Origin of the sequence: Sphingopyxis sp., from assembly GCF_051861155.1 — a bacterium.
GTDB lineage: Bacteria > Pseudomonadota > Alphaproteobacteria > Sphingomonadales > Sphingomonadaceae > Sphingopyxis.
Window position 1 is genome coordinate 80,087 of the sequence record NZ_JBHYDE010000005.1, and the last position, 22,047, is coordinate 102,133.

The 22,047-nt window shown below is 66.1% G+C and carries 21 protein-coding genes; 13 read left to right on the plus strand and 8 right to left on the minus strand.

The genetic code is table 11. The features are described 5' to 3' along the window. Nucleotides 1–114 precede the first annotated feature (114 nt). Nucleotides 115–1,752: a GMC family oxidoreductase gene (locus ACTIFP_RS10400; protein ID WP_439568647.1), complete on the plus strand. Its 1,638-nt coding sequence runs from the start codon at nt 115–117 to the stop codon at nt 1,750–1,752. On the opposite strand, the gene ACTIFP_RS10405 is transcribed toward ACTIFP_RS10400, so the two are convergent. Next, complete coding sequence (locus ACTIFP_RS10405; protein WP_439568648.1) at nt 1,749–2,510, minus strand: ThuA domain-containing protein; 762 nt, start codon at nt 2,508–2,510, stop codon at nt 1,749–1,751. The genes ACTIFP_RS10400 and ACTIFP_RS10405 overlap by 4 nt on opposite strands. Nucleotides 2,511–2,635: 125 nt before the next feature. Here ACTIFP_RS10405 and ACTIFP_RS10410 point away from each other — a divergent pair, with 125 nt between their 5' ends. Then, nucleotides 2,636–3,418, plus strand: coding sequence for an SDR family NAD(P)-dependent oxidoreductase (locus tag ACTIFP_RS10410; RefSeq protein WP_439568649.1), 783 nt, complete (start codon nt 2,636–2,638; stop codon nt 3,416–3,418). Here ACTIFP_RS10410 and ACTIFP_RS10415 read toward each other — a convergent pair. Further along, nucleotides 3,415–4,524: an NADH:flavin oxidoreductase/NADH oxidase gene (locus tag ACTIFP_RS10415; protein WP_439568650.1), complete on the minus strand. Its 1,110-nt coding sequence runs from the start codon at nt 4,522–4,524 to the stop codon at nt 3,415–3,417. The two genes, ACTIFP_RS10410 and ACTIFP_RS10415, sit on opposite strands and share 4 nt — an antisense overlap. Before the next feature lie 304 nt (nt 4,525–4,828). Here ACTIFP_RS10415 and ACTIFP_RS10420 point away from each other — a divergent pair, with 304 nt between their 5' ends. Next, on the plus strand, nt 4,829–5,746 hold the full coding sequence (locus ACTIFP_RS10420; RefSeq protein ID WP_439568651.1) for an SDR family NAD(P)-dependent oxidoreductase: 918 nt from the start codon (nt 4,829–4,831) through the stop codon (nt 5,744–5,746). A gap of 10 nt (nt 5,747–5,756) precedes the next feature. Beyond that, on the plus strand, nt 5,757–6,926 hold the full coding sequence (locus ACTIFP_RS10425) for an acyl-CoA dehydrogenase family protein (RefSeq protein WP_439568880.1): 1,170 nt from the start codon (nt 5,757–5,759) through the stop codon (nt 6,924–6,926). Nucleotides 6,927–6,954: 28 nt separating this feature from the next. Here the strand turns inward: ACTIFP_RS10425 and trmB are convergent, their stop codons facing one another. Genes trmB through ACTIFP_RS10450 form a run of 5 tightly spaced genes read right to left on the minus strand, consistent with a single transcriptional unit; the run spans nt 6,955 to nt 11,857 of the window. After that, entirely contained in the window at nt 6,955–7,683 is a 729-nt protein-coding gene (gene trmB, locus ACTIFP_RS10430) for a tRNA (guanine(46)-N(7))-methyltransferase TrmB (protein ID WP_439568652.1), read from the minus strand. A 53-nt stretch (nt 7,684–7,736) separates the two neighbouring features. Next, a complete protein-coding gene (gene metK / locus ACTIFP_RS10435) occupies nt 7,737–8,957 on the minus strand; it encodes a methionine adenosyltransferase (protein ID WP_439568653.1) in 1,221 nt (406 codons plus the stop codon). A 52-nt stretch (nt 8,958–9,009) separates the two neighbouring features. Next, nucleotides 9,010–10,704 carry an apolipoprotein N-acyltransferase gene (lnt, locus tag ACTIFP_RS10440; RefSeq protein WP_439568654.1) on the minus strand — a complete coding sequence of 565 codons (1,695 nt, stop codon included), beginning with the start codon at nt 10,702–10,704 and terminating at the stop codon, nt 9,010–9,012. 33 nt (nt 10,705–10,737) lie between these two features. After that, nucleotides 10,738–11,166: a DUF2141 domain-containing protein gene (locus ACTIFP_RS10445; RefSeq protein WP_439568655.1), complete on the minus strand. Its 429-nt coding sequence runs from the start codon at nt 11,164–11,166 to the stop codon at nt 10,738–10,740. After that, nucleotides 11,093–11,857 (minus strand): sterol desaturase family protein, encoded by a 765-nt coding sequence (locus ACTIFP_RS10450; protein WP_439568656.1) that lies wholly within the window; start codon nt 11,855–11,857, stop codon nt 11,093–11,095. The genes ACTIFP_RS10445 and ACTIFP_RS10450 overlap by 74 nt, the downstream gene beginning before the upstream one ends. 46 nt (nt 11,858–11,903) lie before the next feature. Between ACTIFP_RS10450 and crtY the strand changes: the two genes are divergently transcribed. The 6 genes from crtY (at nt 11,904) to ACTIFP_RS10480 (ending at nt 17,283) form a co-directional block, all read left to right on the plus strand. Then, entirely contained in the window at nt 11,904–13,061 is a 1,158-nt protein-coding gene (crtY, locus tag ACTIFP_RS10455; RefSeq protein WP_439568657.1) for a lycopene beta-cyclase CrtY, read from the plus strand. Then, the gene (locus ACTIFP_RS10460) at nt 13,058–14,536 is read left to right on the plus strand and encodes a phytoene desaturase (RefSeq protein ID WP_439568658.1); all 1,479 of its coding nucleotides are present in this window, start codon (nt 13,058–13,060) and stop codon (nt 14,534–14,536) included. The genes crtY and ACTIFP_RS10460 overlap by 4 nt, the downstream gene beginning before the upstream one ends. Nucleotides 14,537–14,646: 110 nt before the next feature. Further along, entirely contained in the window at nt 14,647–15,228 is a 582-nt protein-coding gene (locus tag ACTIFP_RS10465; RefSeq protein ID WP_439568659.1) for a TIGR00730 family Rossman fold protein, read from the plus strand. After that, on the plus strand, nt 15,228–16,202 hold the full coding sequence (locus tag ACTIFP_RS10470) for a phytoene/squalene synthase family protein (protein ID WP_439568660.1): 975 nt from the start codon (nt 15,228–15,230) through the stop codon (nt 16,200–16,202). Before ACTIFP_RS10465 ends, ACTIFP_RS10470 begins: the two co-directional genes overlap by 1 nt. After that, the gene (gene pnuC, locus ACTIFP_RS10475) at nt 16,199–16,768 is read left to right on the plus strand and encodes a nicotinamide riboside transporter PnuC (protein ID WP_439568661.1); all 570 of its coding nucleotides are present in this window, start codon (nt 16,199–16,201) and stop codon (nt 16,766–16,768) included. Before ACTIFP_RS10470 ends, pnuC begins: the two co-directional genes overlap by 4 nt. After that, nucleotides 16,765–17,283, plus strand: a complete 519-nt coding sequence (locus ACTIFP_RS10480) for an AAA family ATPase (protein WP_439568662.1) — start codon at nt 16,765–16,767, stop codon at nt 17,281–17,283. Before pnuC ends, ACTIFP_RS10480 begins: the two co-directional genes overlap by 4 nt. A 181-nt stretch (nt 17,284–17,464) precedes the next feature. Here the strand turns inward: ACTIFP_RS10480 and ACTIFP_RS10485 are convergent, their stop codons facing one another. Then, nucleotides 17,465–18,997: a class I adenylate-forming enzyme family protein gene (locus tag ACTIFP_RS10485; RefSeq protein WP_439568663.1), complete on the minus strand. Its 1,533-nt coding sequence runs from the start codon at nt 18,995–18,997 to the stop codon at nt 17,465–17,467. 100 nt (nt 18,998–19,097) lie between these two features. Between ACTIFP_RS10485 and ACTIFP_RS10490 the strand changes: the two genes are divergently transcribed. From ACTIFP_RS10490 to ACTIFP_RS10500, 3 genes are all read left to right on the plus strand, one after another. After that, complete coding sequence (locus tag ACTIFP_RS10490; RefSeq protein ID WP_439568664.1) at nt 19,098–19,811, plus strand: response regulator transcription factor; 714 nt, start codon at nt 19,098–19,100, stop codon at nt 19,809–19,811. Between the two features lie 90 nt (nt 19,812–19,901). Then, nucleotides 19,902–21,428: an acyl-CoA synthetase gene (locus tag ACTIFP_RS10495; protein ID WP_439568665.1), complete on the plus strand. Its 1,527-nt coding sequence runs from the start codon at nt 19,902–19,904 to the stop codon at nt 21,426–21,428. Beyond that, nucleotides 21,428–22,036: a 2-hydroxychromene-2-carboxylate isomerase gene (locus ACTIFP_RS10500; RefSeq protein WP_439568666.1), complete on the plus strand. Its 609-nt coding sequence runs from the start codon at nt 21,428–21,430 to the stop codon at nt 22,034–22,036. Before ACTIFP_RS10495 ends, ACTIFP_RS10500 begins: the two co-directional genes overlap by 1 nt. The last annotated feature ends 11 nt before the right edge of the window (nt 22,037–22,047 follow it).

A 22,047-nucleotide genomic window follows, 5' to 3' on the forward strand; every position in this document is an offset into this window, starting at 1 on the left:
CTTATTTTCTTTGCCCACTATCATGCCGCCCGGCGGCCGAGGGGACTATTTATTGCGCTAGGTGCGGGGACGGCGCCGACGGTTCCAAGGTCAGGCCGGGACAGGAGAGGCCGGATGGCGACGGACTGGGACTATATCATCGTCGGTGCAGGGTCGGCGGGCTGCGTGCTCGCCGAGCAGCTGAGCGCCGACCCGCACGTCCGCGTGCTGCTGCTCGAAGCGGGCGGGCGCAACGACAGCCGCTGGGTCGCGATCCCCAAGGGGGTCGCCAAGCTGGTCACCAATCCCGACCATATCTGGGCCTATGGCGTGGCGCAGCCGCGCGGCGACGGCGGCGCGCCCGGCGAGGTGTGGATCCGCGGCAAGGGGCTGGGCGGATCGTCGGCGGTCAATGGCATGATCTGGAGCCGCGGCGAGCCCGCCGACTATGACGAATGGGAAAAGCTCGGTTGCACCGGCTGGAACGGCGAGGCGATGACCGACGCTTTCCGCAAGCTCGAAGATCATGGCCTCGGCGCCAGCGCGATGCGCGGCGCGGGCGGCCCGGTCGGGGTAGCGCCGAAAATCCACAGCTATCCGCTCGCCGAGACGATGGTGCAGGCGGGGACCGAGATGGGGCTGCGGCCTGTCGACGACCTCAACGCCGCGACCTTGGACCGCGTCGGTTTCTATGCGCATAATGTCCGCCGCGGGCGGCGCGAGAGCGCGGCGACGACCTTTCTGGCGCGCGCCCGGAAGCGCGCGAACCTGCACATCGTCACCCACGCGATGGCCGAGCGGCTGATCGTCGCGGGCGGGCGCGTCATCGGCGTCGAGGCGAAAGTCGCGGGCCAGCCGCAGCGTTTCGATTGCGCCGGCGAGGTGATCGTGTCGGGCGGCACGCTGGAAAGCCCGCTGCTGCTCCAGCGGTCGGGCATCGGCCCCGCCGCAACACTCCGCGCCGCCGGAGTCGAACCGCTGGTCGACGCACCCGACGTCGGCGGGCGGCTGCGCGAGCATCTGGGTTTTTCCATGCCGCACCGCCTGGCGCGCGACGTTGGCAGCAATCGCAGCTTTTACGGGATCGGACTGGCGCGCGCGATGGCGCAATATCTGCTGACCCGCGGCGGGATCATGGCGACGGGACCGTTCGAGGTCGGCGCGTTCCTGAACCTGACCAGCCGCGACATGCGCCCCGACCTGCAGCTTTATCTCGGCGGCTACACCTTTGCGCTCGGCGACGACAAGCATCCGGTGCCGCTCAGCAGCATCGACCGCAAGCCGGGGATGACCATCTATGGCCAGCTCCTCCGCCTGACGAGCGAAGGCAGCATCCTAATCGCCGGACCCGGCAGCGATGCGCCGCCCGACATCAAGCCGAACTGGCTGTCGACGCGCGAGGACGAGCGTACCGCGATCGCCGCGGTGCATGCGATGCGCCGCTATATGGCGCAGCCGGCGCTGGTCGGGCTGGTCGAGCGCGAGCTGCTGCCGGGTGCGGCGGTGCAGAGCGACGCCGAAATCCTCGCCGCCTTCCGCCGCCTCGCCACCTGCGGTCTCCACGGCGTCGGCACCTGCCGCATGGGCAGCGACAATCGTGCCGTCACCGACGCGCGGCTCCGCGTCAAAGGCATCGACGGGCTGCGCGTCGTCGACTGTTCGGTGATGCCGTCGCCGGTCACCGGCAACACCAATGCCCCCGCGATGGCGCTGGCGCTGCGCGCCGCGGGGCTGATCCGCGAGGATCGGCGGACGCTGCGCGCGGTGGCTTAGGCGCTCTCGCGGTCCTTCAGCCAGCCGATCCCGCGGCGCAGCAGGTCGTAAAACACCGGCAAATCCCATGCGCAGCGGTCGACCGTCGGCCACCAGTCCATCATCGGTTGCAGGTCGTAATGGCCGCGGCAATGGCCGAGCGTCAGGTACAGCACCGCGCCCGCGCCATGTGGCTTGATGTAAAACACCGGATAGGTGCCGGGCGCATCGTCTGCCTCGACGAACCCCGTCCCCGGGCCGCTGCATTCGGTGTCCATCAGCACGTGCAGATCGCCGTGCGTTTCGAGATGGTAGAGCTCGTCGGTCGTCTCGAACGGTTCGATGCCGCGCATCAGCGGGTGATCGGGATCGACGACGCGAACCGTATAGGGTTCGATCGCCGGGTGGCTGACGAACTGCGATCCGAGCAGGTCCATCATCAGCGGCGCCCAGCGCGGCGCATCCCATACCCCGGTATCGAGCAGGCGCAGGATCGAATTGGTGCCGTGGAGGGCGTACCAGCGCCCACCGCGGGTCAGCCAGGCCTTGAGCGCCTCCTGTGCCGACAACGACGGCGTGACGTCGCAGGTATAGGTGATCAAGATGTCCGCCGCCTCGATCGCCGCGATATTGTCGTAATTTTCGAACACCCGCGTGCGAACGCGCGGATCCTCGGCGAGCAGCTTGAGCAGCTCGAGCCGTGCAAAGTCCATATCGTGCCAGACGCCGCCGCAGATCAGCACGCAGTCGATGCGGGGTGGATGCTCGCTCTCGCTCATCGCCAGTCCTCTCCTCCTGTTATGGCGCCATGATGCGGGGCCGCGGCGCGTCCGTCACCTTGCTGTATTGATAGGTTCCCGAACGCAGCGAAACTGGCAAGAGGGCAGGCGAGAGGAGAGGCACGATGCAGCAGAGGCTGAGCGGCAAGGTTGCTTTGGTCACCGGCGGGACGAGCGGGATCGGCGCGGCCACCGTCGGCCGGTTGACGCGCGAGGGCGCGAGGGTGGTCTTCACCGGCTCCAACGCCGAAGCGGCGGCGGCGGTCGAAAGCGGCACCGGCGCGATCTTTCGCGCCCACCGCGTCGAGGATGCGGCGGCGTGGGATGCCTTGATGGCCGAGATCGAGGCCGAATTCGGCCGCCTCGACATCGCCTTTGCCAATGCCGGGACCGAGGCGGGCGACGCGAGCGTCGAAGACATTGGCATTGCAGCCTGGAACCATATCGTCGGCGTCAACCTGACCGGCGCGATGCTGACCGTCCAGCATGCGATCCGCGCCATGGCCAAGAATCCGCAAGGGCCGGCCGGTTCGATCATCGTCAATTCATCGATGAACGCGCATCGCGCGATGGGCAATTATGCCGCTTATTCGGTGACCAAGGCCGCGGTCGTCGCGCTGGTCAAATCGGCGGCGATCCACTGCGCGGGCAAGGGCTATCGGGTCCGCGTCAACGCGATCCTGCCCGGCGTCGTCGAAACCGACATGATCCGCGGCGTGATCGACCGTTCGCCCGACCCCGCCGCGGCGCGTGCCGCGTTCGAGGGGATGGCGCCGATGAAGCGCATGGCGCAGCTCGACGAGGTCGGCGCGCTGGTCGCCTTCCTCGCGTCGGACGAGGCGGGTTTCATTTCGGGCAGCGACTATGTCATCGACGGCGCGACGACCGCGGGGATGATGGGGGTTTAGCGCCCTTCGATCCGGTACAGCCCGCGATGCTCGGGCGGCTCGCTGCGTTCATATTGCGGCGGCACCGCGATGGTCGCGCCGAGCGCGGCGGCCGCGTGCCATGGCCAGCGCGGATCGTAGAGCGCGGCGCGGGCGATCGCGATCGCATCGGCGTCGCCATTGGCCAGGATTGCTTCGGCTTCCAGCGGATCGCTAATCAGGCCGACGGCGATCACCGGCATGGTTACGGCATCCTTGACCCGACGCGCCAGCGGCACCTGATAGCCCGGCGTCGGCACAATCTGCTGCGCCGGGTGCAAGCCGCCGCTCGACACGTTGATCGCGGCGCATCCGCGCGCTTCAAGCGCTTGCGCAAAGACGACGGTCTCGTCGATGGACCAGCCGCCGGGGGTCCAGTCGGTTCCCGATACGCGCACCGTCACCGGGCCATGGGCGCCGAAAGCGGCATGCACCGCGTCGAACACCTCCAGCGGAAAGCGCATCCGGTTGTCGAGGCTGCCGCCATAATCGTCGCCGCGCTGGTTCGCCAGCGGCGACAGGAACTGGTGGAGCAGATAGCCATGCGCGGCGTGCAGCTGGACCGCGTCGATCCCCAGCCGCGCCGCACGTAGCGCCGCATCGGCAAAGGCGGTGCGGATGCGGTCGAGCCCAGCGGTGTCGAGGGCGGCGGGGGCGTTGCTGGCGGCGAGGAAGGGGATTGCCGACGGCGCGACCGTCTGCCAGCCATTGGCGGCATCGGGAGCGATCGGCGCCCCGCCGTCCCACGGTCTCGCCGTGCTCGCCTTGCGCCCGGCATGCGCCAGCTGGATCGCGATCGGAATGTCCGACCATCGCCGCACCGCTGCCAGCACGCGCGCCATCGCGGCTTCGGTCGCATCGTCGTACAGGCCGACGTCGGCATAGGTGATGCGCCCATCGGGCACGACCGCCGCGGCCTCGATCGTCAGGATGCCCGCGCCCGAAATCGCAAGCTGGCCAAGGTGCATCAGATGCCAGTCGGTCATCTGGCCGTCGGTGGCCGAATATTGGCACATCGGCGCGATGATGATGCGGTTGGGCAACGACAATCCGCCGATCGCGATCCGCTCGAACAATCTGGCCACCATCGTCTCCCGCTATGCGCCGCCATTTCGCGTCCCCCTGCCGGCGCCGTCAAACGGGGGAGCGCGCCGGATAGGCCGATTATCGCCGCCGGTGAATGCGCAAAAATGACGAACTGCACATGGGCCACCGGTGCTGCCCCACCGATCGCCATCACCCACCGGATATTGCGCGCCGGGCGCCGCCGCGGTTTGCCGGGCAGCGTTTTGGGGTTAGATTTCGGGGGCCGGAGCGCGCAGGGAACTTGCCAATCGCGGCCGCACGCTCTTTAGCTGTGTCAACGGGGCTGGCGCCGCTGGGGAGGGTTCGATGGCCGGGATATTGGAGGGCAAGGTTGTCGCGATCACCGGCGCCGGGCGCGGCATCGGACGCGAACTCGCCTTGTATTGCGCGGCGGAGGGTGCGGCGATCCTCGTCAACGACCCCGGGGTAGCGCAGGCCGGCGACGGCGGCGATGCGGCCCCGGCACAGCAGACCGCCGACGATATTATCGCTGCCGGGGGCCGGGCGGCCGCGAACTTCGGCAATGTCGCCGACCCCGGGGAGGCGGCCAGCATCGTCGAGGACGCGGTGCAGCGCTTCGGGCGCATCGACGCGGTGGTCAACAACGCCGGGATCCTGCGCGACACCATCTGGCACAAGATGAGCTACGAGGATTGGAAAAGCGTCATCGAGGTCAATCTCACCGGCGTGTTCAACGTGTCGAAGGCGGCGACGCCATATTTTCGCGAGCAGCAATCGGGCAGCTTCATCCACTTCACCTCGACCAGCGGGCTGATCGGCAATCTGGGGCAGGCCAATTATTCGGCGGCCAAGCTGGGCGTCGTCGCGCTGTCGCAATCGATCGCGCTCGACATGGCGCGCGTCGGGGTGCGCTCGAACTGCATCGCGCCCTTTGCGTGGAGCCGGATGACCTCGTCGATCCCCGCCGATACGCCCGCGCAGCAGGAACGGGTGAAGCGGCTTCAGGAAATGTCGGCCGACAAGATCGCGCCGCTGGTCGCCTTTCTGGCCTCCGATCGCGCGCACGACGTTAGCAACCAGATTTTCAGCGTCCGCAAGAACGAGATCCTGCTGTTCTCGAAACCGCGCCCGATCCGTTCGATGACGAAATGCGAAGGCTGGACCGCCGAGGCGATCGCCGACGAGCTGATTCCCGCGTTCCGCCCCGCTTTCGCGCGCGCCGACGAGGTGTCGGCAGATGTCTTTCCGTACGACCCGATTTGAGGACAATGTGATGCACAATCCCGGCATGGACGCCGACATCTTCGACCAGTTCATCGAACAGCTGGAACGCTATGTGCGCGACCGGCTGATCCCGGCCGAACAGGGCATCATCGCGACCGACCAGATCCCCGCCGACATCCTCGCCGAAATGCGCGACATGGGGCTGTTCGGGCTGACGATCCCCGAGGAGTTCGGCGGCGCGGGCATGAACGTCAGCCAATATGTCCGCACCATCCACACCTTGTCCTACGCGATGCCGGCGTTCCGCTCGATCATCTCGATCAACATCGGCATGGTCGCCTCGGCGCTCAAGAACGGCGGCACCGATGCGCAGAAAGCCGAATGGCTGCCGCGCATCGCGGCGGGCGAGATCGCCTGTTTCGGGCTGACCGAACCGGGTTCGGGGTCGGATTCGGCGGGGCTTCAGGCGACCGCGGTGCCGACCGACAATGGCTGGGTGCTCAACGGCACCAAACGCTACATCACCAACTCGCCCTTCGCGAAAATCGGCCTGATCATGGCGCGGACGAGCAAGGAAAATCTGCCCAAGAATGCGCATGTCTCGGCCTTCGTCGTGCCGATGGATACGCCCGGCATATCGATCGGCAAATCGGACAAGAAGATGGGCCAGTCGGGCAGCCATATCGCCGACATCGTGATGGACGACGTCCGCGTCGGCGGCGAGGCGTTGCTCGGCGGCGAGCTTGGCAAGGGTTTTGCCTATGCGATGATGAGCCTCGACAACGGCCGCATGTCGGTCGGCGCCGCGGCGACCGCCTACGCCCGCCGCGCGCTCGACAGCGCGATCCGCTACGCGACCGAGCGCAAGGCGTTCGGCGAACCGATCGCCAACTTCCAGCTGATCCAGCAGATGCTGGCGCAGAGCGAGATCGATATTTACGCCGCCGAATCGATGATGGCCGACGTCACCGTGCGCGCCGATGCGGGCGAAAACGTCCTGCGCAAGGCGGCGGCGTTCAAGGTGTTCGCCAGTGAAATGTGCGGCCGCGTCGTCGACGCGTGCGTCCAGGTCTATGGCGGTGCCGGCTATCTCGCCGAATATGACGCCGAGCGCTTCTTTCGCGATGCGCGCATCTATCGCATCTACGAAGGCACGACGCAGATCCTGCAGCTCCAGATCGCCAAGCATATGCTGCGCGAATTTGCGGCGGCCAATTGATCGACGGCCGCGCATCGCGCCGCGATCGTCACCCCGAAGCGGTGCCCGTCCGCCGATAACGGAAATACCAGACCTCGTGCCCCAGCGTGCGCGCCTTGGCCTCATAGCGCGTTTCGGGCCAGCCGCCGGGGCGGACCTGGAAATCGCGCGCGTCCTGCGCCAGCCACTCGAACTGGTGGCGGTGGCGCCGCATCACCATCAGCGCGTGCTGCAGATAGATCGGGTGATCGGTGCCGAAACGGAACTCGCCGCCGGGTTTCAGTTTCGCCGCGATCAGGTCGAGCGGGCCGTCGTTCATCATCCGCCGCTTGGCATGGCGCGCCTTGGGCCAGGGGTCGGGATGGAGCAGATAGGCAAAGCTCAGCGCGCCGTCGGGAATCCGCCGCAGCACCTCCAGCGCGTCGCCATGATGGATGCGCACATTGCCCAGCGGCAACTTCCGGCCATGATCGCCGGCCACATGGACCAGCGCCTGCGCGACCCCGTTGATGAACGGCTCGGCACCGATGAAACCATGATCGGGCAGCATATCGGCGCGCCCCGCCATATGCTCGCCGCCGCCAAAACCAATTTCAAAATGCAACGGACATTCGTGCCCGAACACACGCTCCGCGGAAACTTCGCCAACTTCCGGCACCGCAATCTGCGGCAACAAAGTATCGACCAGCTCCTGCTGCCCGGCGCGCAGCGGCTTGCCCTTTGAACGGCCATAAAGGCGGTTGATCGTCGTCGGATCGCCGGGTTTGTGCGCAGTCATGCCGCGCCCCCTAGCCGCGCAGGGCAGGGGCGGCAAGCGCCCCGCGATCGTCGTCAGGCCGCCAGCGCCGCCTTCAACTTGTCGGTGAGGTCGGTGCGTTCCCACGGGAAGGCGTCGCCGTCGGCGGTGCGGCCGAAATGGCCGTAGGCCGCGGTCTGCTTGTAGATCGGCTTGTTGAGGCCGAGGTGGGTGCGGATGCCCTTCGGCGTCAGGCGCACCAGCTGCGGGATTGCGGCTTCGATGCGGCCTTCCTCGACGGTGCCGGTGCCGTGCAGGTCGACATAGATCGACAGCGGTTCGGCGACGCCGATCGCATAGGAGAGCTGGATCGTGCAGCGACGCGCGAGCCCGGCGGCAACGATGTTCTTGGCGAGGTAGCGGGTGATATACGCCGCCGACCGGTCGACCTTGGTCGGATCCTTGCCGCTGAACGCGCCGCCGCCGTGCGGGCTGGCGCCGCCATAGGTGTCGACGATGATCTTGCGGCCGGTCAGACCGGCGTCGCCGTCGGGGCCGCCGATCTCGAAACGGCCGGTCGGGTTGATGTGATAGACGGTGTTTGCGGTAAGCAGTTCGGGAGGGAGCACGTCGGCAATGACGCCCAGGACATATTTGCGCAATTCGATGTATTTTGCTTCGTCACCCTCGCCATTGTGAAAGAAATAGCCCGGAATATGCTGGGTCGACACGACAATCGCGGTCGCCTCGACCGGGCGCTCGTTGGCGTAACGCAGGGTGACCTGGCTCTTTGCATCGGGCTCGAGGAACGGTGCCGTCCCGGCCTTGCGGTCGGCGGCCATGCGTTCGAGGATCTTGTGGCTGTAATCAAGCGTCGCGGGCATCAGATCGGGGGTTTCGTCCGATGCGTAACCGAACATGATACCCTGGTCGCCCGCGCCTTCGTCCTTGTCACCGCTCTCGTCGACACCCTGCGCAATATGCGCCGACTGACCGTGAAGATTGTTTTCGAAGCGGAAGGTGTTCCAATGGAAGCCGCTCTGCTCGTAACCAATTTCGCGAACCGTGTTGCGGACCGTAGCCTCGATTTCCTCGAGCGCGCCGGGCGCCCATTCGTCATTCTCGAACACGCCCTTGCAGCGGATTTCACCTGCAAGGACGACGAGTTGGGTGGTGGTCAGCGTTTCGCAGGCGACGCGCGCTTCGGGATCCTTCGACAGGAACAGGTCGACGATCGAATCGCTGATCTGGTCAGCCACCTTGTCGGGATGCCCTTCGGACACGCTTTCGGAGGTGAACAGGAAGCTATTGCGCATGGGGGAGCCTTTTAGGGATCAAATATAAAGGAAGCTTTATGTCGCTGCGCTGTTAGCGTCCGCGACGGCGAAAGGCAATGGCTGCGGCGAGTAACAGCAGCGCAAATCCGACCGGCAGCATGTTGCCATGGCGCGCGAACAGCGTCGGGGCATGCGCGGGCGGAACGATGGTGTCGATCCGTCCCGCGGCGTGCATCGGCAGCGATTCGCGCACCCGGCCGTCGGCATCGATCACCGCGCTGATCCCGGTCGGGGTGGCGCGGATGACGGGCAGCCCTTCCTCGATCGCGCGCAGCCGCGCCTGCGCCAGATGCTGCGGCGGGCCCCAGCCACCGAACCACGCGTCGTTCGACGGGTTGAAGATGAAATCGGGGCGGTGGTCGCGGTCGACGACCTGCCCCGAAAAGATGATCTCGTAACAGATTTGCAGCCCCGCGCGGCCGAAGGCGCCGAGGTCGAGCGTGCGTGCACCCGGACCCGGCCAGAAATCGATATCGCCGGGGGCGAGCCGCGACAGGCCGATCGCCGACAGCACCGGGCGCAGCGGCAGATATTCGCCATAAGGCACCAGATGCGCCTTGTCATAACGCGGGCCGAGGGTGCCGTCAGCGTGGACGGTCATCACCGCGTTGCGCGCGCCGACGACGTCGCCCGTCTTGTCGAGTTCGAGCTTGAGCGCGCCGAGCAGCATCAGATCGCCGGGGTTCATCAGCGCAGTCAACCGCGCCCGCGCCGCAGCGGGCGAACGGTCGTAATAGGGCAGCGGATAGCCCGCCTCAAGATAATCGGGCACCGCCGCCTCGGGCCACAGGATCAGCCGCGGCGTATCGTCCTTCGGCGCGGTCAGCCGCGCCAGCTTGGCGAAATTGGCATCGGCCTTGGCCCCGACCCATTTGTCCTGCTGCCCGACATTGGGTTGAACGACGGTGATGGGGATTCCGTCTTTGGCCGTTTCGGACGCTTCCGGTCGGACCCAAGGTGCCGCTACGAATATTACAAGCACGGTGACGACCGTCGCGATCCGCATCTTCGTTGTGATATTCGAAGATTTCGAGCACCATGCCTGCGCAAATTGCGTCAATTCGCCAGCAAGATAGATTGCTACGCCAGCGAGGCCGTAGGTGCCAATTCCGACGGAAAACCAAGCCAATACTTCTGTCGGTACCAGTGTGACGCCTAGCGGATTCCACGCAAAGCCGGTGAATACCCAGCTGCGCAGCCATTCAGTGAGCGTCCAAAATGCCGCAAAGGCGAGGATGAAGGACAGCGTCGCTCCCGCAAAGACGGGGGCCGTTGGCGATTTATCCGGCGTCGTAGGTGCGGGGCCGCCAGCGGCCGTGCCGGGAGTCACGTGCCTCCCGACACCCTTCGCGGCGGCGACGAATTTCGTCACAGCCCAAGCTCCCCACGCCGCCAGCGCCGGATATACCGCCAGATACAACGCCAGCAGCACCACCGCGATCCACCCCAGCCACGCGGGCATCGCTGCCTGATAGGTAAAGGCCGTCGCGATCCAGTTCAGACCGACGACAAAATGCCCGACCCCGAATGCCCAGCCGATGCCGAACGTTCGCCAGCCCCTGGGGCTGCGTGCGACCAGCGCCATCCAGCCCGCAAGCGCGAGCAAGGTCAGCGGCCAGAGGTTTAGGGGAGCAAATCCGGTCGCCGAAACGGCGCCGAGCGCGAGAGCAATCAGCTTGGGCCAGCGGTCGGCAAAAGCGGCGATGCGGGGGGATAGCGCGGTCACGCGCGCTGCTTTAGCCGGGCGGCCACGTGCTCACTAGAGCATATATTTCATCTTGATCGCCTGACGCGTGTCACCGGTGATCGCGAAGCTGGCCGATTTGAACTTGGGCGCCCCCATGCCGATCGCGGGATTGCGCGAAAAGCCGAATCCTTCCTTGGGCATGAACAGCGCCATATCCATCTTGTTGTTGCTGTTTTCGTCGTGGACGACGGCGACCGCATAGGTGCCGTCGGCGGGGGCAGCGATGCTGAAATGACCCGCATTTGTGGCTTTCACTGCCAGCCGCACCGACGCCTTGTCCTTGCTGCAATCGGGAAAGGCCTTGGGGTTGGCGGTCAGGCAGACGAGCAGCTGTCCCTTGGTGCTGCGCAGCCCGGTGACGCTGACGTCAACCGTTGGGCTGGGCGCCGGCGGCGGCGCGCTCGCGGCGGCGGTGAGCAGCGGCAAAATCGCCAAGGCCAATATCGGTGCCGCACATCTTGTCCCAAAAACGGAAATAAAGCCCATAATTCCCCCGGTACGCGGCGTGATGCTGTTCATGGTGGGTCGCCGTTATCAGCCACCGTCCGACTGGTCCATGAACAAGCGCGCGCGGAAACATTTCCCACCCCATATGATTGCCGACCCCCATCACCGTCATGATCGCCAGCACCAGCCCCAGCACCGCGACATGGATCGGGATCAGGAACACCAGCGCGGGGATGACCACCGCGCCGGTGGTCGCCTCGATCGGATGAAAGCTCATTGCCGCCCAGGCGGTCGGCGGGCGGCTGTCATGGTGCACCGCATGCGCGATACGGAAGGGGCGCGGCCGGTGCATCCAGCGGTGGGTCCAGTAGAACCAGCCGTCGTGCGCGAGCAGATAGGCGAACAGGCTGACCGGCAGATACCAGAGCGGCCAAGCATCGACGTCGGTATAGATGCGTGTCCAGCCGTGCGCCTGCCACCCCCATGCGACGATGCCCGCGGGAATCCCGTAAATCGCGGCGCTGGCAAGGCTCCAGCCGATCTCGCGCCGCATCTGCGGTTCCAGCCCGCGATAGAGGCCGGGGTGCTTCCAGCGCGTCGCCAGCGCAAAACCGCCGCTGCTGATCAGGTAGCGGACCCCAACGATTGCGGTCATCGCCAGCGCAGAGAAAATGATCGCTTCCATGCACGAAGCGATAGCCGCCCGCGCGCGCGGCGGCTAGGGCGGACGCATGACCGCTGCCGAACCCGATTATTGCGACATCGCCATCGTCGGCGGCGGGCTGGCTGGCGGGCTCGCGGCGCTGGCGCTGGCGGCAAAGCGCCCGGCGCTCGATGTGCGGCTGATCGAACCCGATGCGATCGGCGGCAACCATATCTGGTCTTTCTTCGACAGCGACATCGCCAAGCGCGATCGCTGGCTCGTTGCGCCGCTCGTCCGCTATCATTGGGACAGCTATGACGTCGCCTTTCCTGCGCGCGCGCGCCGGGTGCGAATGGGCTATAAAAGCATCACCGGCGAAGCGCTGGCCGAAGCGGTCGCCGCGGCGCTGCCGCCGGGGCGGATGATCGCCGACCGGGCCAAGCATGTCGCGCCCGACCATGTGTTGCTGGCGCGCGGCGGGCGCTTGTCGGCCAAGCATGTCATCGACGCGCGCGGCACCGGGAAACTGGCGATGCTCGACTGCGGCTGGCAGAAATTCGTCGGCCAGGCGCTGACGGTCGAGGGCGGACATGGCATCGAACGGCCCGTCGTGATGGACGCGACCGTCGAACAGCTGGACGGCTATCGCTTCGTCTATCTGCTCCCCTTCGATGCCGAAACGGTCTTTGTCGAGGACACCTATTACAGCAACGACGCCGATCTGGACGTTGCGGCGGTGCGCGATCGGATCGCCACCTATGCCGCGCGGCGTCAGTGGAACGTCACCGCGGTGACGCGCGAGGAAACCGGGGTGCTGCCGGTGGTCGTCGCGGGCGATTTTGACCGGCTGTGGCCGCAGATCGACCGGGTGGGCCGCATCGGGGTGCGCGCCGGGGTGTTCCACGCGATGACCGGCTATTCGCTGCCCGACGCGGTGCGAACCGCCGCGGCGCTGCCGGCACTGATCGATCGCGGCAATCTTGGCGCGCGGCTCCGCGCCCGCGCGGCGGGGTCGTGGCGCCGCCAGCGTTTCTACCGCATGCTCGGCGCGATGCTGTTCCGTGCCGCCGATCCGGGCGATCGTTACCGCATTTTCCAGCGTTTCTACGGCCTTGCCCCCGGCCTGATCGCGCGCTTTTACGCGGGGCGATCGAACGCCGCCGACAAATTGCGCATCCTGGCAGGCAAGCCGCCCGTATCTCTTCGCCGCGCGATTGCGGCGCTGTCAAAACTGGACTGGAAATGACCCGTACCGCCATTGTCATCGGCGCCGGTTTCGGCGGCTTGGCGCTCGCCATCCGGCTGCAATCGGCCGGGGTCGCGACGACGATCGTCGAGGCCCGCGACAAGGCGGGGGGGCGCGGCTATCACTGGCAGCGGCAGGGTTTCACCTTCGACGCCGGGCCGACGGTGATCACCGACCCGCCGTGCCTGCAGGAATTATGGGCGCTCAGCGGACAGGACATGGCCGCCGATGTGACGCTCGACCCGGTGATGCCCTTTTACCGGCTCAACTGGCCCGACGGGACGAATTTCGATTATTCGAACGACGACGCCGCGCTGAATGCCGAGATCGCGAAGCTCAATCCCGCCGATGTCGCGGGGTACGAGAAATTCCTGACCTATTCGAAGGGGGTGTATGAGGAGGGCTATGTCAAGCTCGGCTCGGCGGCGTTCCTCGACTTTTCCTCGATGATCAAGGCGGCGCCGGCGCTGATGAAGTATCAGGCGTGGCGCAGCGTCTATTCGATCGTGTCGTCTTATGTGCAGGACGAACGGCTGCGGCAGGCGCTGTCGTTCCACACCCTGCTGGTCGGCGGCAATCCGATGAACACCAGTTCGATCTATGCGCTGATTCACACGATCGAAAAAGAGGGCGGCGTGTGGTTCGCGCGCGGCGGGACGAACAAGCTGGTCGCGGGCATGGTGGCGCTGTTCGAGCGGCTGGGCGGGACGATCCGCCTTGCCGATCCGGTGACGAAGATCGAGACGCAGGGCGACCGCGCGACCGCGGTGCAGACCGCGAGCGGCTGGCGCGGCGAAGCCGACATGATCGCATCGAACGGCGACATGATGCACAATTATGCCGCGCTGCTGTCGGACCACCCCCGCGGGAAAAAGGCGGCGAAGTCGCTGAACCGCAAACGCTGGTCGCCGTCGCTGTTCGTCGTCCATTTCGGGGTGAAGGGCGATTATCCCGATATTGCGCATCACAGCATCCTGTTCGGGCCGCGTTACAAGGGACTGCTCGACGACATCTACAAGAATGGCGTCGTGCCCGATGATTTCTCGCTCTATCTCCACCACCCGACCGCGACCGACAAGGCGATGGCGCCCGCTGGCTATTCGACCTTCTACGTCCTTGCCCCGGTCGCGCATCTGGGCAAGGCAAAGGTCGATTGGGACGGCGCCTTTGGCCAGCAATTCGCCGATGCGATATTGGACGAGGTCGAGGCGCGGGTGCTGCCGGGGCTGAGGGCGAACCTCGCAACCAGCTTTCACTACACCCCTGCCGATTTCGGCCGCGACCTGTCGGCGCATCTCGGCAGCGCGTTCAGCCTGGAGCCGGTGCTGTGGCAAAGCGCGTGGTTCCGGGCGCACAACCGCGACGATGTGATTTCCAATCTTTACTTCGTCGGCGCCGGGACGCATCCGGGTGCAGGAATCCCGGGGGTCGTCGGCAGCGCCAAAGCGACTGCGAAGCTAATGCTGGAACAATAACCCGTTCGCCCTGAGCTTGTCGAAGGGCCGTTCTTCCTTCAAAGCGCGAAAAGACAAGGACAGGGCTTCGACAAGCTCAGCCCGAACGGATTTTGGAGTAGCTTCGTTTCATGAAACGTCTTGCCGTCTATTGCGGGTCCGCGACCCCCGACGATCCGATCTATATCGAAACCGCGCGCCATGTCGGGCGCACGCTGGCCGAGCGGGGCATCGGCGTCGTTTATGGCGGCGGCCGGCTCGGGCTGATGGGTGCGGTCGCCGATAGCGCGCTGGACGCGGGCGGCGAGGTGATCGGGATCATTCCCGAAGCGCTCGTCGGCGCCGAGGTCGCGCACCGCGGCTGCACCGAATTGCACGTCGTATCGGGGATGCACGAACGCAAACGCATGTTCACCGACCTGTCCGACGGCTTCCTGACCATCCCCGGCGGGGTCGGGACGATGGACGAATTGTGGGAAGCGATCAGCTGGGCGCAGCTCGGCTATCACAGCAAACCGGTCGGACTGCTCAACGCCGCAGGTTTCTACAACGACCTGATCGCGTTCAACCAGAATATGATCGAGGTCGGTTTCATTCGCCCTGCGCATGCCGGGATCATGATCGTCGACGCCGGGCTCGACGATCTGCTCGACAAGATGGCGACGTACGAACCCCATGCCCCGATCTTTGCGATGAAGGCCGACGATCTGTAATGCAGGCGGCGGGCGTCTACGATGCGAACGCCCTGCACGGTTTTGCGCATGACAGCATTGTGCGCGGGTCGAAAAGCTTTGCGCTGGCCAGCCAGTTGTTCGACCGCGAAACGCGCGAGCGGGTGTGGCTGCTCTATGCGTGGTGCCGCGCCGCCGACGACCTGACCGACGGGCAGGATCATGGCGGCGCGATGGCGCAGGATCATGATGCCAAGGCGGCGCTCGCCCGCATTCGCACCCTGACCGACGCCGCCTTTGCCGGGCAGCCGACCGGCGACCCGGCGTTCGACGCGCTCGGCTTTCTGCTCACCGAGGTCGCGATCCCGCGCGCCGTGATCGACGATATTATCGCGGGCTTTGCGCTCGACGCCGACGACTGGCGGCCGCGCAGCGAGGCCGATCTGCTGCGCTATTGCTATCATGTCGCGGGCGCGGTCGGCGTGGCGATGGCGCTGGTGATGGGGGTCGACCCTGCTGACGAGGCGACGCTCGACCGCGCCAGCGACCTTGGCATCGCGTTCCAGCTCGCCAACATCGCCCGCGACGTCGCCGAGGATGCCGCCGCCGATCGCTGCTATTTGCCGATGGAGTGGATGGTCGAACTCGATATTCCGCCGGGCCAGCACATGCATCCCGCCTTTCGCGGGCGGTTGACGGTGATGGCGAAATGGCTTGCCGAAATGGCCGCGGAATATGAGGCGTCGGCGCGCTGGGGCGCCCGCAAACTGCCCCCGCGCAGCCGCTGGGCAGTGCTCGCCGCCGCGGGCATCTATGGCGACATTGCGCGCGAGGTGCGCGCCCGCGGCGATCATGCGTGGGACCGCCGCGCCAGCACGACGCGGCTCGCCAAGCTCGGCTGGATCGCGCGCGCCGGCTGGTCGGTGCTGCGCCGCCCGCCGGGACACCGGATCAGCCGCGACGGGCTGTGGACGCGCCCGCGGAGCGGGGCGCCGCCGCCGGACTCCGCCGTATGACCGAACTCGAATGGGTGGCCGCGGCGCTGGTCCTGATCAACGTCGCGCTCGTCGCGCTGCGCAGCGTGTGGAACTACCCGTTCGCACTCGCCGCGGTCAGCCTTTACGCGGCCGTTTTTTATGATGCGCGGCTGTATAGCGACATGGTTTTGCAGGGCTTTTTCTTCGCGCTCAATCTCTATGGCTGGGCGAGCTGGCTCCGCGCAAAGGACGACAGCGGCGTGCCGGTCGGCTGGATGGGCGCGGCGTCGCGTCAGAGCTGGGCTGCGGTAACGATCGTCGCGTGGGTCGCGTGGAGCTCTGCGATGGATCGCTACACCGATGCCGTCGCCCCGTGGATCGACGGCGCGATCGCGATGCTCAGTGTCACCGCGCAATGGCTGCTCGCGCGTCGGCGCGTCGAAAGCTGGTTTCTGTGGATCGTCGTCGACCTGATCGCGATCCCGTTGTTCGCGTGGCGCGGTCTTTACGCGACCAGCGCGGTCTATGTCGTGTTGCTCGGCCTGTCGATCGACGGGCTGATCCAGTGGCGCCGCGCCGCGGCAACGGGCAGGGTGGTGCTATGACCCGCCATATCTGCTTTCACGGCGCCGAAAGCACCGGCAAATCGACGCTGGCGCCGCGCCTTGCACTCCGGCTCGGCGGGCTGGTCGTCCCCGAATTTGGCCGCACCTATGCCGAGGCCAATGGCACCGACCTCGACGACATCGACCTGCTCGCGATCTTCGACGGGCATATCGCGGCGACCCGCGCGGCGCTGGCGCAAAACCCCGACTGGCTGATCTCCGACACCGACGCGCTGATGACGCAGGCATGGGCGATCATGCTGCTCGGCCGCCGCCTGCCCGAAATCGATCTGTGGGACGATGTCGCGGACCTTTATCTGGTCCCGGCGATGGACCTGGCGTGGCAGGAGGACGGCACCCGCCTGTTCGGCAGCGACCTGGCGCGGCGGCAATTCATGGACGTCGCGATCGGCGAGCTCGACCGCCGAAAGCTGAAATGGGCCTGGGTCGAGGGCGACGGCGACGCGCGCCTGCACAGTGCGCTGGCGGCGATTGACGCGGCGGGGTTGGGGTGAGCGACGCTTCGACGGCGTGGATGGCGGGTTTGGGGTGGGGGGCGGCCATCTGCGATGTTGCTGTTCCCCGGCGAAGGCCGGGGTCCAGAGCGCCATCACGCGACGCTTGCGTTTGAACGCTCTGGGCCCCGGCCTTCGCCGGGGAACAGCTAGTTGCGGTCGAAACCCGACGGCCCGCCTGCTACCGCGCGTAAGCGTCGCGCAATTCGCGCTTCAACACCTTGCCGATCGGGCTGCGCGGCAGTTCGTCCACGACGGTGATGCCGCTGAGCCGCTGGGTCTTGCCGACCTTGGCGTTGCAGAGTGCGCGCACCGCCTCGGCATCGGCGCCGGGTTTCAGCACGACGAAAGCCACCGGGGTTTCGCCCCACTCCTCGCTCGGCATGCCGACCACCGCGGCCTCGACGACGCGGTCGTCGGCAAGCAGGATCGCTTCGAGGTCGCTGGGGAAGATGTTGAAACCGCCCGAGATGATCATGTCCTTGGCGCGGTCCATCAGGGTCAGGAACCCGTCCTCGTCGATCCGCCCGATGTCGCCGTGGCGATAGAAGAGATTTCCCTCGCTGTCGTACCAGTGCATCGCCTTGGTCGCGTCGGGGCGATTGTTGTACCCCGTCATCATGGCGGGCGAGCGGCCGACGACTTCGCCGACCGACCCCTGTGGCAGTTCGTTGCCGTCCTCGTCGATCACTTTCGCGACATGCCCCGGCGCGGGCTTGCCGACGGTGTGGAGCTTGTCGGGAAATTGATGCGCTTCGAGAATGAAGGCGGCGCCGCCCTCGGTCATTCCGTAAATTTCCACCAGCCCGCCGGGCCAGCGCGCGAGCACGTCGGCCTTCAATGCGGCGGGGAAAGGCGCCGAGGTGCAATATTTGACGACGAAGCTGGAGAGGTCGAAGTCGCCGAAATCCTCCAGCGCCATGATGCGGCGATATTGCACCGGGACCAGCATGGTGTTGGTCGCGCGCTCGCGCGCCGCCAGTTCCAGAAATCCGCGCGCGTCGAATTTCTTCATCAATACGGTCTGCCCGCCCGACCCGACGGTCGGCATGAAACTGGCCATCGTCGTGTTCGAATAGAGCGGGGTCGACAGGATCGTTACCGCATTGGCGCCATAGGCGGGGGCGCCGCGGATGATATGCTGCCAGCGCATCGCGTGGCTGTGGATGATCCCCTTTGGCGTGCCGGTCGTCCCCGATGAATAGATGATGTTGAACCCGTCTTCGGGGCGGATATCGACGTGGGTTGGTTTGGCGCCTGCCAACGCCAGCCAGGCGTCGAGCGGGGTGCCAGCATCGCCGCCGTCCATCGCGATCAGGTCGCTGGCGGTGATTACCTGCCCTTGCAGGCTCGCCCGCGCGGCGCTGTCGAGGAAAAGTTGGCGCGCGCCGGTGTCGGCGATCATCGCCGCCATCTGCTCGCCCGTGGCGCTGTTGGTGACCAGCCCCGCGACCCCGCCGGCGCGCAGCGTGCCCAGGATGACCGCCATCTGCTCGACGCTGTTGAGCCCCGCGATCGCGGTGCGATCGCCCTTGGCAAAGCCGTCCTGCTGTAACCGCGCGGCGATTCGGTCGGTCAATTGATCCAGTTCGGACCAGCTCAGTCGCCGCGCCGCGTCGGCAGCCGCTACGGCATCGGGACGTTCCGCGGCATGGGCACGGACAAGGTCGGGCAGGGTGGCGAAGTCGCCGTCAAGCATTTCGATACTGGTCATGGCCCAGGGTTAGCACAGCCGAAAGGCGGTGCAATGCCGGTGGGGCGGCGGCGCGATTGGGCTCTGACCCTCGCTGTTGCGACGACGACGGGGATTGCGGATGACATCATCGGGTCTGGCGGAAACCGGCGACAGGAAATTGCTTGTCGCGCTCTATCATCCCCGCGCGCCGCGCGCGGCCGTGCTGCGCGGCGCGATCGAGGCCGCCGGATGTGCGGCGCGGATATTGCCGCCGCAGGCCAACGGCCTGCGACCCTGGGTCGATGGCTGTTTCGACCTGCTGCTGATCAACCCGTTTCTCGATTGGCAGGAACCCGCCGAATTCATTCGTCTGGCGCGATCGATCGCGGGCCGACGGCCGCTGCTCGTCGTATCGGATCGTAATTCGCTCGCCGAGCGGATGCTGGCGCTCGGTGCTGGCGCCGACGACGCCGTCGGCTGGACCGGAAATACGCCCGAGGTGATCGCCCGGATCGCCAGCCTGCTCCGGCGCAGCCGCATTGCCGCTGGGCAGCTGGGTGAGGGCGAGCTGCGCATCGACCTGATCGACCGGCGGGTCGAGCGCGCGGGGCGGTTGATCCGCCTGCCGCTGCGCGAATTCGACCTGCTGGCGAATCTGGCGCGCGTCCCCGACCACCCGATTTCGCGCGCGGCGCTGCTCAAGGCGGTGTGGCGGATCGATTTCGATCCCGGCACCAACCGCGTCGAGGTGCATATGTCGCGGCTGCGCGCCAAGGTCGATCGGGGTTTCGCCTGGCCGATGCTGCGGACGGTGAAGGGGCGGGGCTATGCGCTGCGGTCGCGGCCCGATTAGGCGCGGCGACGCAGCCTCGCTTGACCGAAAGTTTCAGGTTGCTACTGATCTTCGACATAAGAAATCAACGATTCCGGAGATGATGGCCCGATGCACCCTTCCGTCCATGCCCGCAGCAACCCTGAAAAACCCGCGATTATCGTCGCCGAGACGGGCGAAGCGATCAGCTATGGCGCGCTCGACGCCGCGTCGAATCGCGCCGCGCAGCTGTTTCGCGCCCACGGGCTGGGGCATGAGGATGTCGTCGCTTTCATGCTCGAAAACACGCCGCATTATTATGGGCTGACCTGGGGCGCGCAGCGTTCGGGGCTGCGCTATGTCTGCATCTCGTCGCGGCTGACGCAGGACGAGACCGACTATATCCTCGAAAATTCGGGCGCGAAGATGCTCGTCGTTTCGGCCAGCCTGGGCGACGCGGCGCAGCAGCTGACAACCGGGATCACGCGCTTCGCCATGGGCGGCGACCTTGCCGGCTGGGCCAGCTGGGAAGATGCGGTTGCGGCGATGCCGGCGACCCCCGTCGCGGACGAACGCGCCGGGGTCGACATGCTCTATTCATCGGGGACGACCGGGCGGCCCAAGGGGGTGCGCGTGCCGCTGCCCGAGGACGCCGCAATCGATGCGGCCAACAGCCTCGTCATGCTCGCCTCGGCGGTGTTCCAGATCAACGCCGACAGCATCTACCTGTCGCCGGCGCCGCTCTATCACGCCGCGCCGCTGCGCTGGTCGATGACGATCCACCGGCTGGGCGGCACCGTCGTCCTGATGAAGAAATTCGATCCCGAAGCGGCGCTCGCCTATATCGAAAAATATCGCGTCAACGCCAGCCAGTGGGTGCCGACCCATTTTGTGCGGATGCTCAAACTGCCCGACGACACCCGGGCGCGCTACGACAGTTCGTCGCTCAAGGTCGCGATCCACGCCGCGGCGCCGTGTCCGGTGCCGGTCAAGCAGGCGATGATCGACTGGTGGGGGCCGGTCTTGTTCGAATATTATGCCGGGTCGGAGGGCAATGGCATGACCTTTATCTCCAGCCCCGACTGGCTGACCCACAAGGGCAGCGTCGGCCGCCCGATTCTGGGCGCGGTGCATATCGTGGGCGAGGATAATGAAACCGAGCTTGGGCCGAATGAAGAAGGCGCGGTCTTTTTCGAAAGCGAGAATGTCTTCGAATATCATGGCGATAATGAAAAGACCGCGTCGAGCCGCAATTCGCGGGGCTGGTCGACGCTGGGCGATGTCGGCAAGGTCGACGACGAAGGTTTCCTGTATCTGACCGACCGCAAGAGCTTCATGATCATCTCGGGCGGGGTGAATATCTATCCGCAGGAAATCGAAAATCATCTTGTCACCCATCCGAAGGTTGCCGACGTCGCGGTGGTCGGCGGACCGCACGACGAAATGGGCGAAGAAGTAATCGCGGTGATCCAGCCCGCCGACATGGCTGATGCCACCGATGCGCTGCGCGACGAGCTGATCGGCTACGCGCGCGAGAAATTGTCGGGCGTGAAAATCCCGCGCCGCATCGACTTCATGGAGGCGCTGCCGCGGCACGACACCGGCAAGCTCTACAAGCGCCTGCTGCGCGACCAATATTGGGCGAAAGAGAAAGCGTGATGCCGCGTCGGCTGGAGTTTTTCTTCGATCTTTCGTCGCCCTGGACCTATCTGGCGTTCACCAATGTCCAGGCGATCATCGCGCAGAGCGGGGCGGCTGCGACCTTTCGGCCGATTCTGGTTGGCGGGGTGTTCAACGCGGTCAACCAGGGCGTCTATGCGGCGCGCGAACAGGCCGACAACCGCAAGCTCCAGCACAGCTGGAAGATATTGGGCGACTGGGCGCGGCTGGCCGGGGTTGCGATGAATTTCCCCTCGCAATGGCACCCGGCAAAGAGCGTCAACGCGATGCGCTTTGCCGCCGCGCTCGAGGATGACCAGCCGGCGCTGATCGCCTTTTCGCGCGCCGCGTTCGCCGCCTATTTTGGCGCCCAGGACAATCTGGACGATCCCGACGTGCTCGAAGCGGCGGCGGCGACGGCGGGGCTCGACGGCGCCGCGATTCGCGCCGCGGCCGCGAGCGATCCGGTCAAGGCGCGGCTGCGCGCCAATACGGACGAGGTGATCGCGCGCGGCGGTTACGGATCTCCGTCCATGTTCGTCGATGGCGACGATATGTATTTCGGCAACGACCAATTGCCGCTCGTCGAAGCGGCGCTGCGCCGCTGAACATGAAGGAT

Coding starts and splice junctions, on each gene's coding strand:
- ACTIFP_RS10490 (WP_439568664.1), top strand. CDS start 19,098: ATGACATCATCGGGTCTGGCGGAAACCGGCGACAGGAAATTGCTTGTC.
- ACTIFP_RS10485 (WP_439568663.1), bottom strand. CDS start 18,997: ATGACCAGTATCGAAATGCTTGACGGCGACTTCGCCACCCTGCCCGAC.
- ACTIFP_RS10470 (WP_439568660.1), top strand. CDS start 15,228: ATGCAGGCGGCGGGCGTCTACGATGCGAACGCCCTGCACGGTTTTGCG.
- ACTIFP_RS10405 (WP_439568648.1), bottom strand. CDS start 2,510: ATGAGCGAGAGCGAGCATCCACCCCGCATCGACTGCGTGCTGATCTGC.
- ACTIFP_RS10420 (WP_439568651.1), top strand. CDS start 4,829: ATGGCCGGGATATTGGAGGGCAAGGTTGTCGCGATCACCGGCGCCGGG.
- ACTIFP_RS10415 (WP_439568650.1), bottom strand. CDS start 4,524: ATGGTGGCCAGATTGTTCGAGCGGATCGCGATCGGCGGATTGTCGTTG.
- ACTIFP_RS10425 (WP_439568880.1), top strand. CDS start 5,757: ATGCACAATCCCGGCATGGACGCCGACATCTTCGACCAGTTCATCGAA.
- ACTIFP_RS10465 (WP_439568659.1), top strand. CDS start 14,647: ATGAAACGTCTTGCCGTCTATTGCGGGTCCGCGACCCCCGACGATCCG.
- metK (WP_439568653.1), bottom strand. CDS start 8,957: ATGCGCAATAGCTTCCTGTTCACCTCCGAAAGCGTGTCCGAAGGGCAT.
- ACTIFP_RS10480 (WP_439568662.1), top strand. CDS start 16,765: ATGACCCGCCATATCTGCTTTCACGGCGCCGAAAGCACCGGCAAATCG.
- ACTIFP_RS10460 (WP_439568658.1), top strand. CDS start 13,058: ATGACCCGTACCGCCATTGTCATCGGCGCCGGTTTCGGCGGCTTGGCG.
- ACTIFP_RS10450 (WP_439568656.1), bottom strand. CDS start 11,857: ATGGAAGCGATCATTTTCTCTGCGCTGGCGATGACCGCAATCGTTGGG.
- ACTIFP_RS10410 (WP_439568649.1), top strand. CDS start 2,636: ATGCAGCAGAGGCTGAGCGGCAAGGTTGCTTTGGTCACCGGCGGGACG.
- crtY (WP_439568657.1), top strand. CDS start 11,904: ATGACCGCTGCCGAACCCGATTATTGCGACATCGCCATCGTCGGCGGC.
- ACTIFP_RS10500 (WP_439568666.1), top strand. CDS start 21,428: ATGCCGCGTCGGCTGGAGTTTTTCTTCGATCTTTCGTCGCCCTGGACC.
- ACTIFP_RS10495 (WP_439568665.1), top strand. CDS start 19,902: ATGCACCCTTCCGTCCATGCCCGCAGCAACCCTGAAAAACCCGCGATT.
- pnuC (WP_439568661.1), top strand. CDS start 16,199: ATGACCGAACTCGAATGGGTGGCCGCGGCGCTGGTCCTGATCAACGTC.
- trmB (WP_439568652.1), bottom strand. CDS start 7,683: ATGACTGCGCACAAACCCGGCGATCCGACGACGATCAACCGCCTTTAT.
- ACTIFP_RS10400 (WP_439568647.1), top strand. CDS start 115: ATGGCGACGGACTGGGACTATATCATCGTCGGTGCAGGGTCGGCGGGC.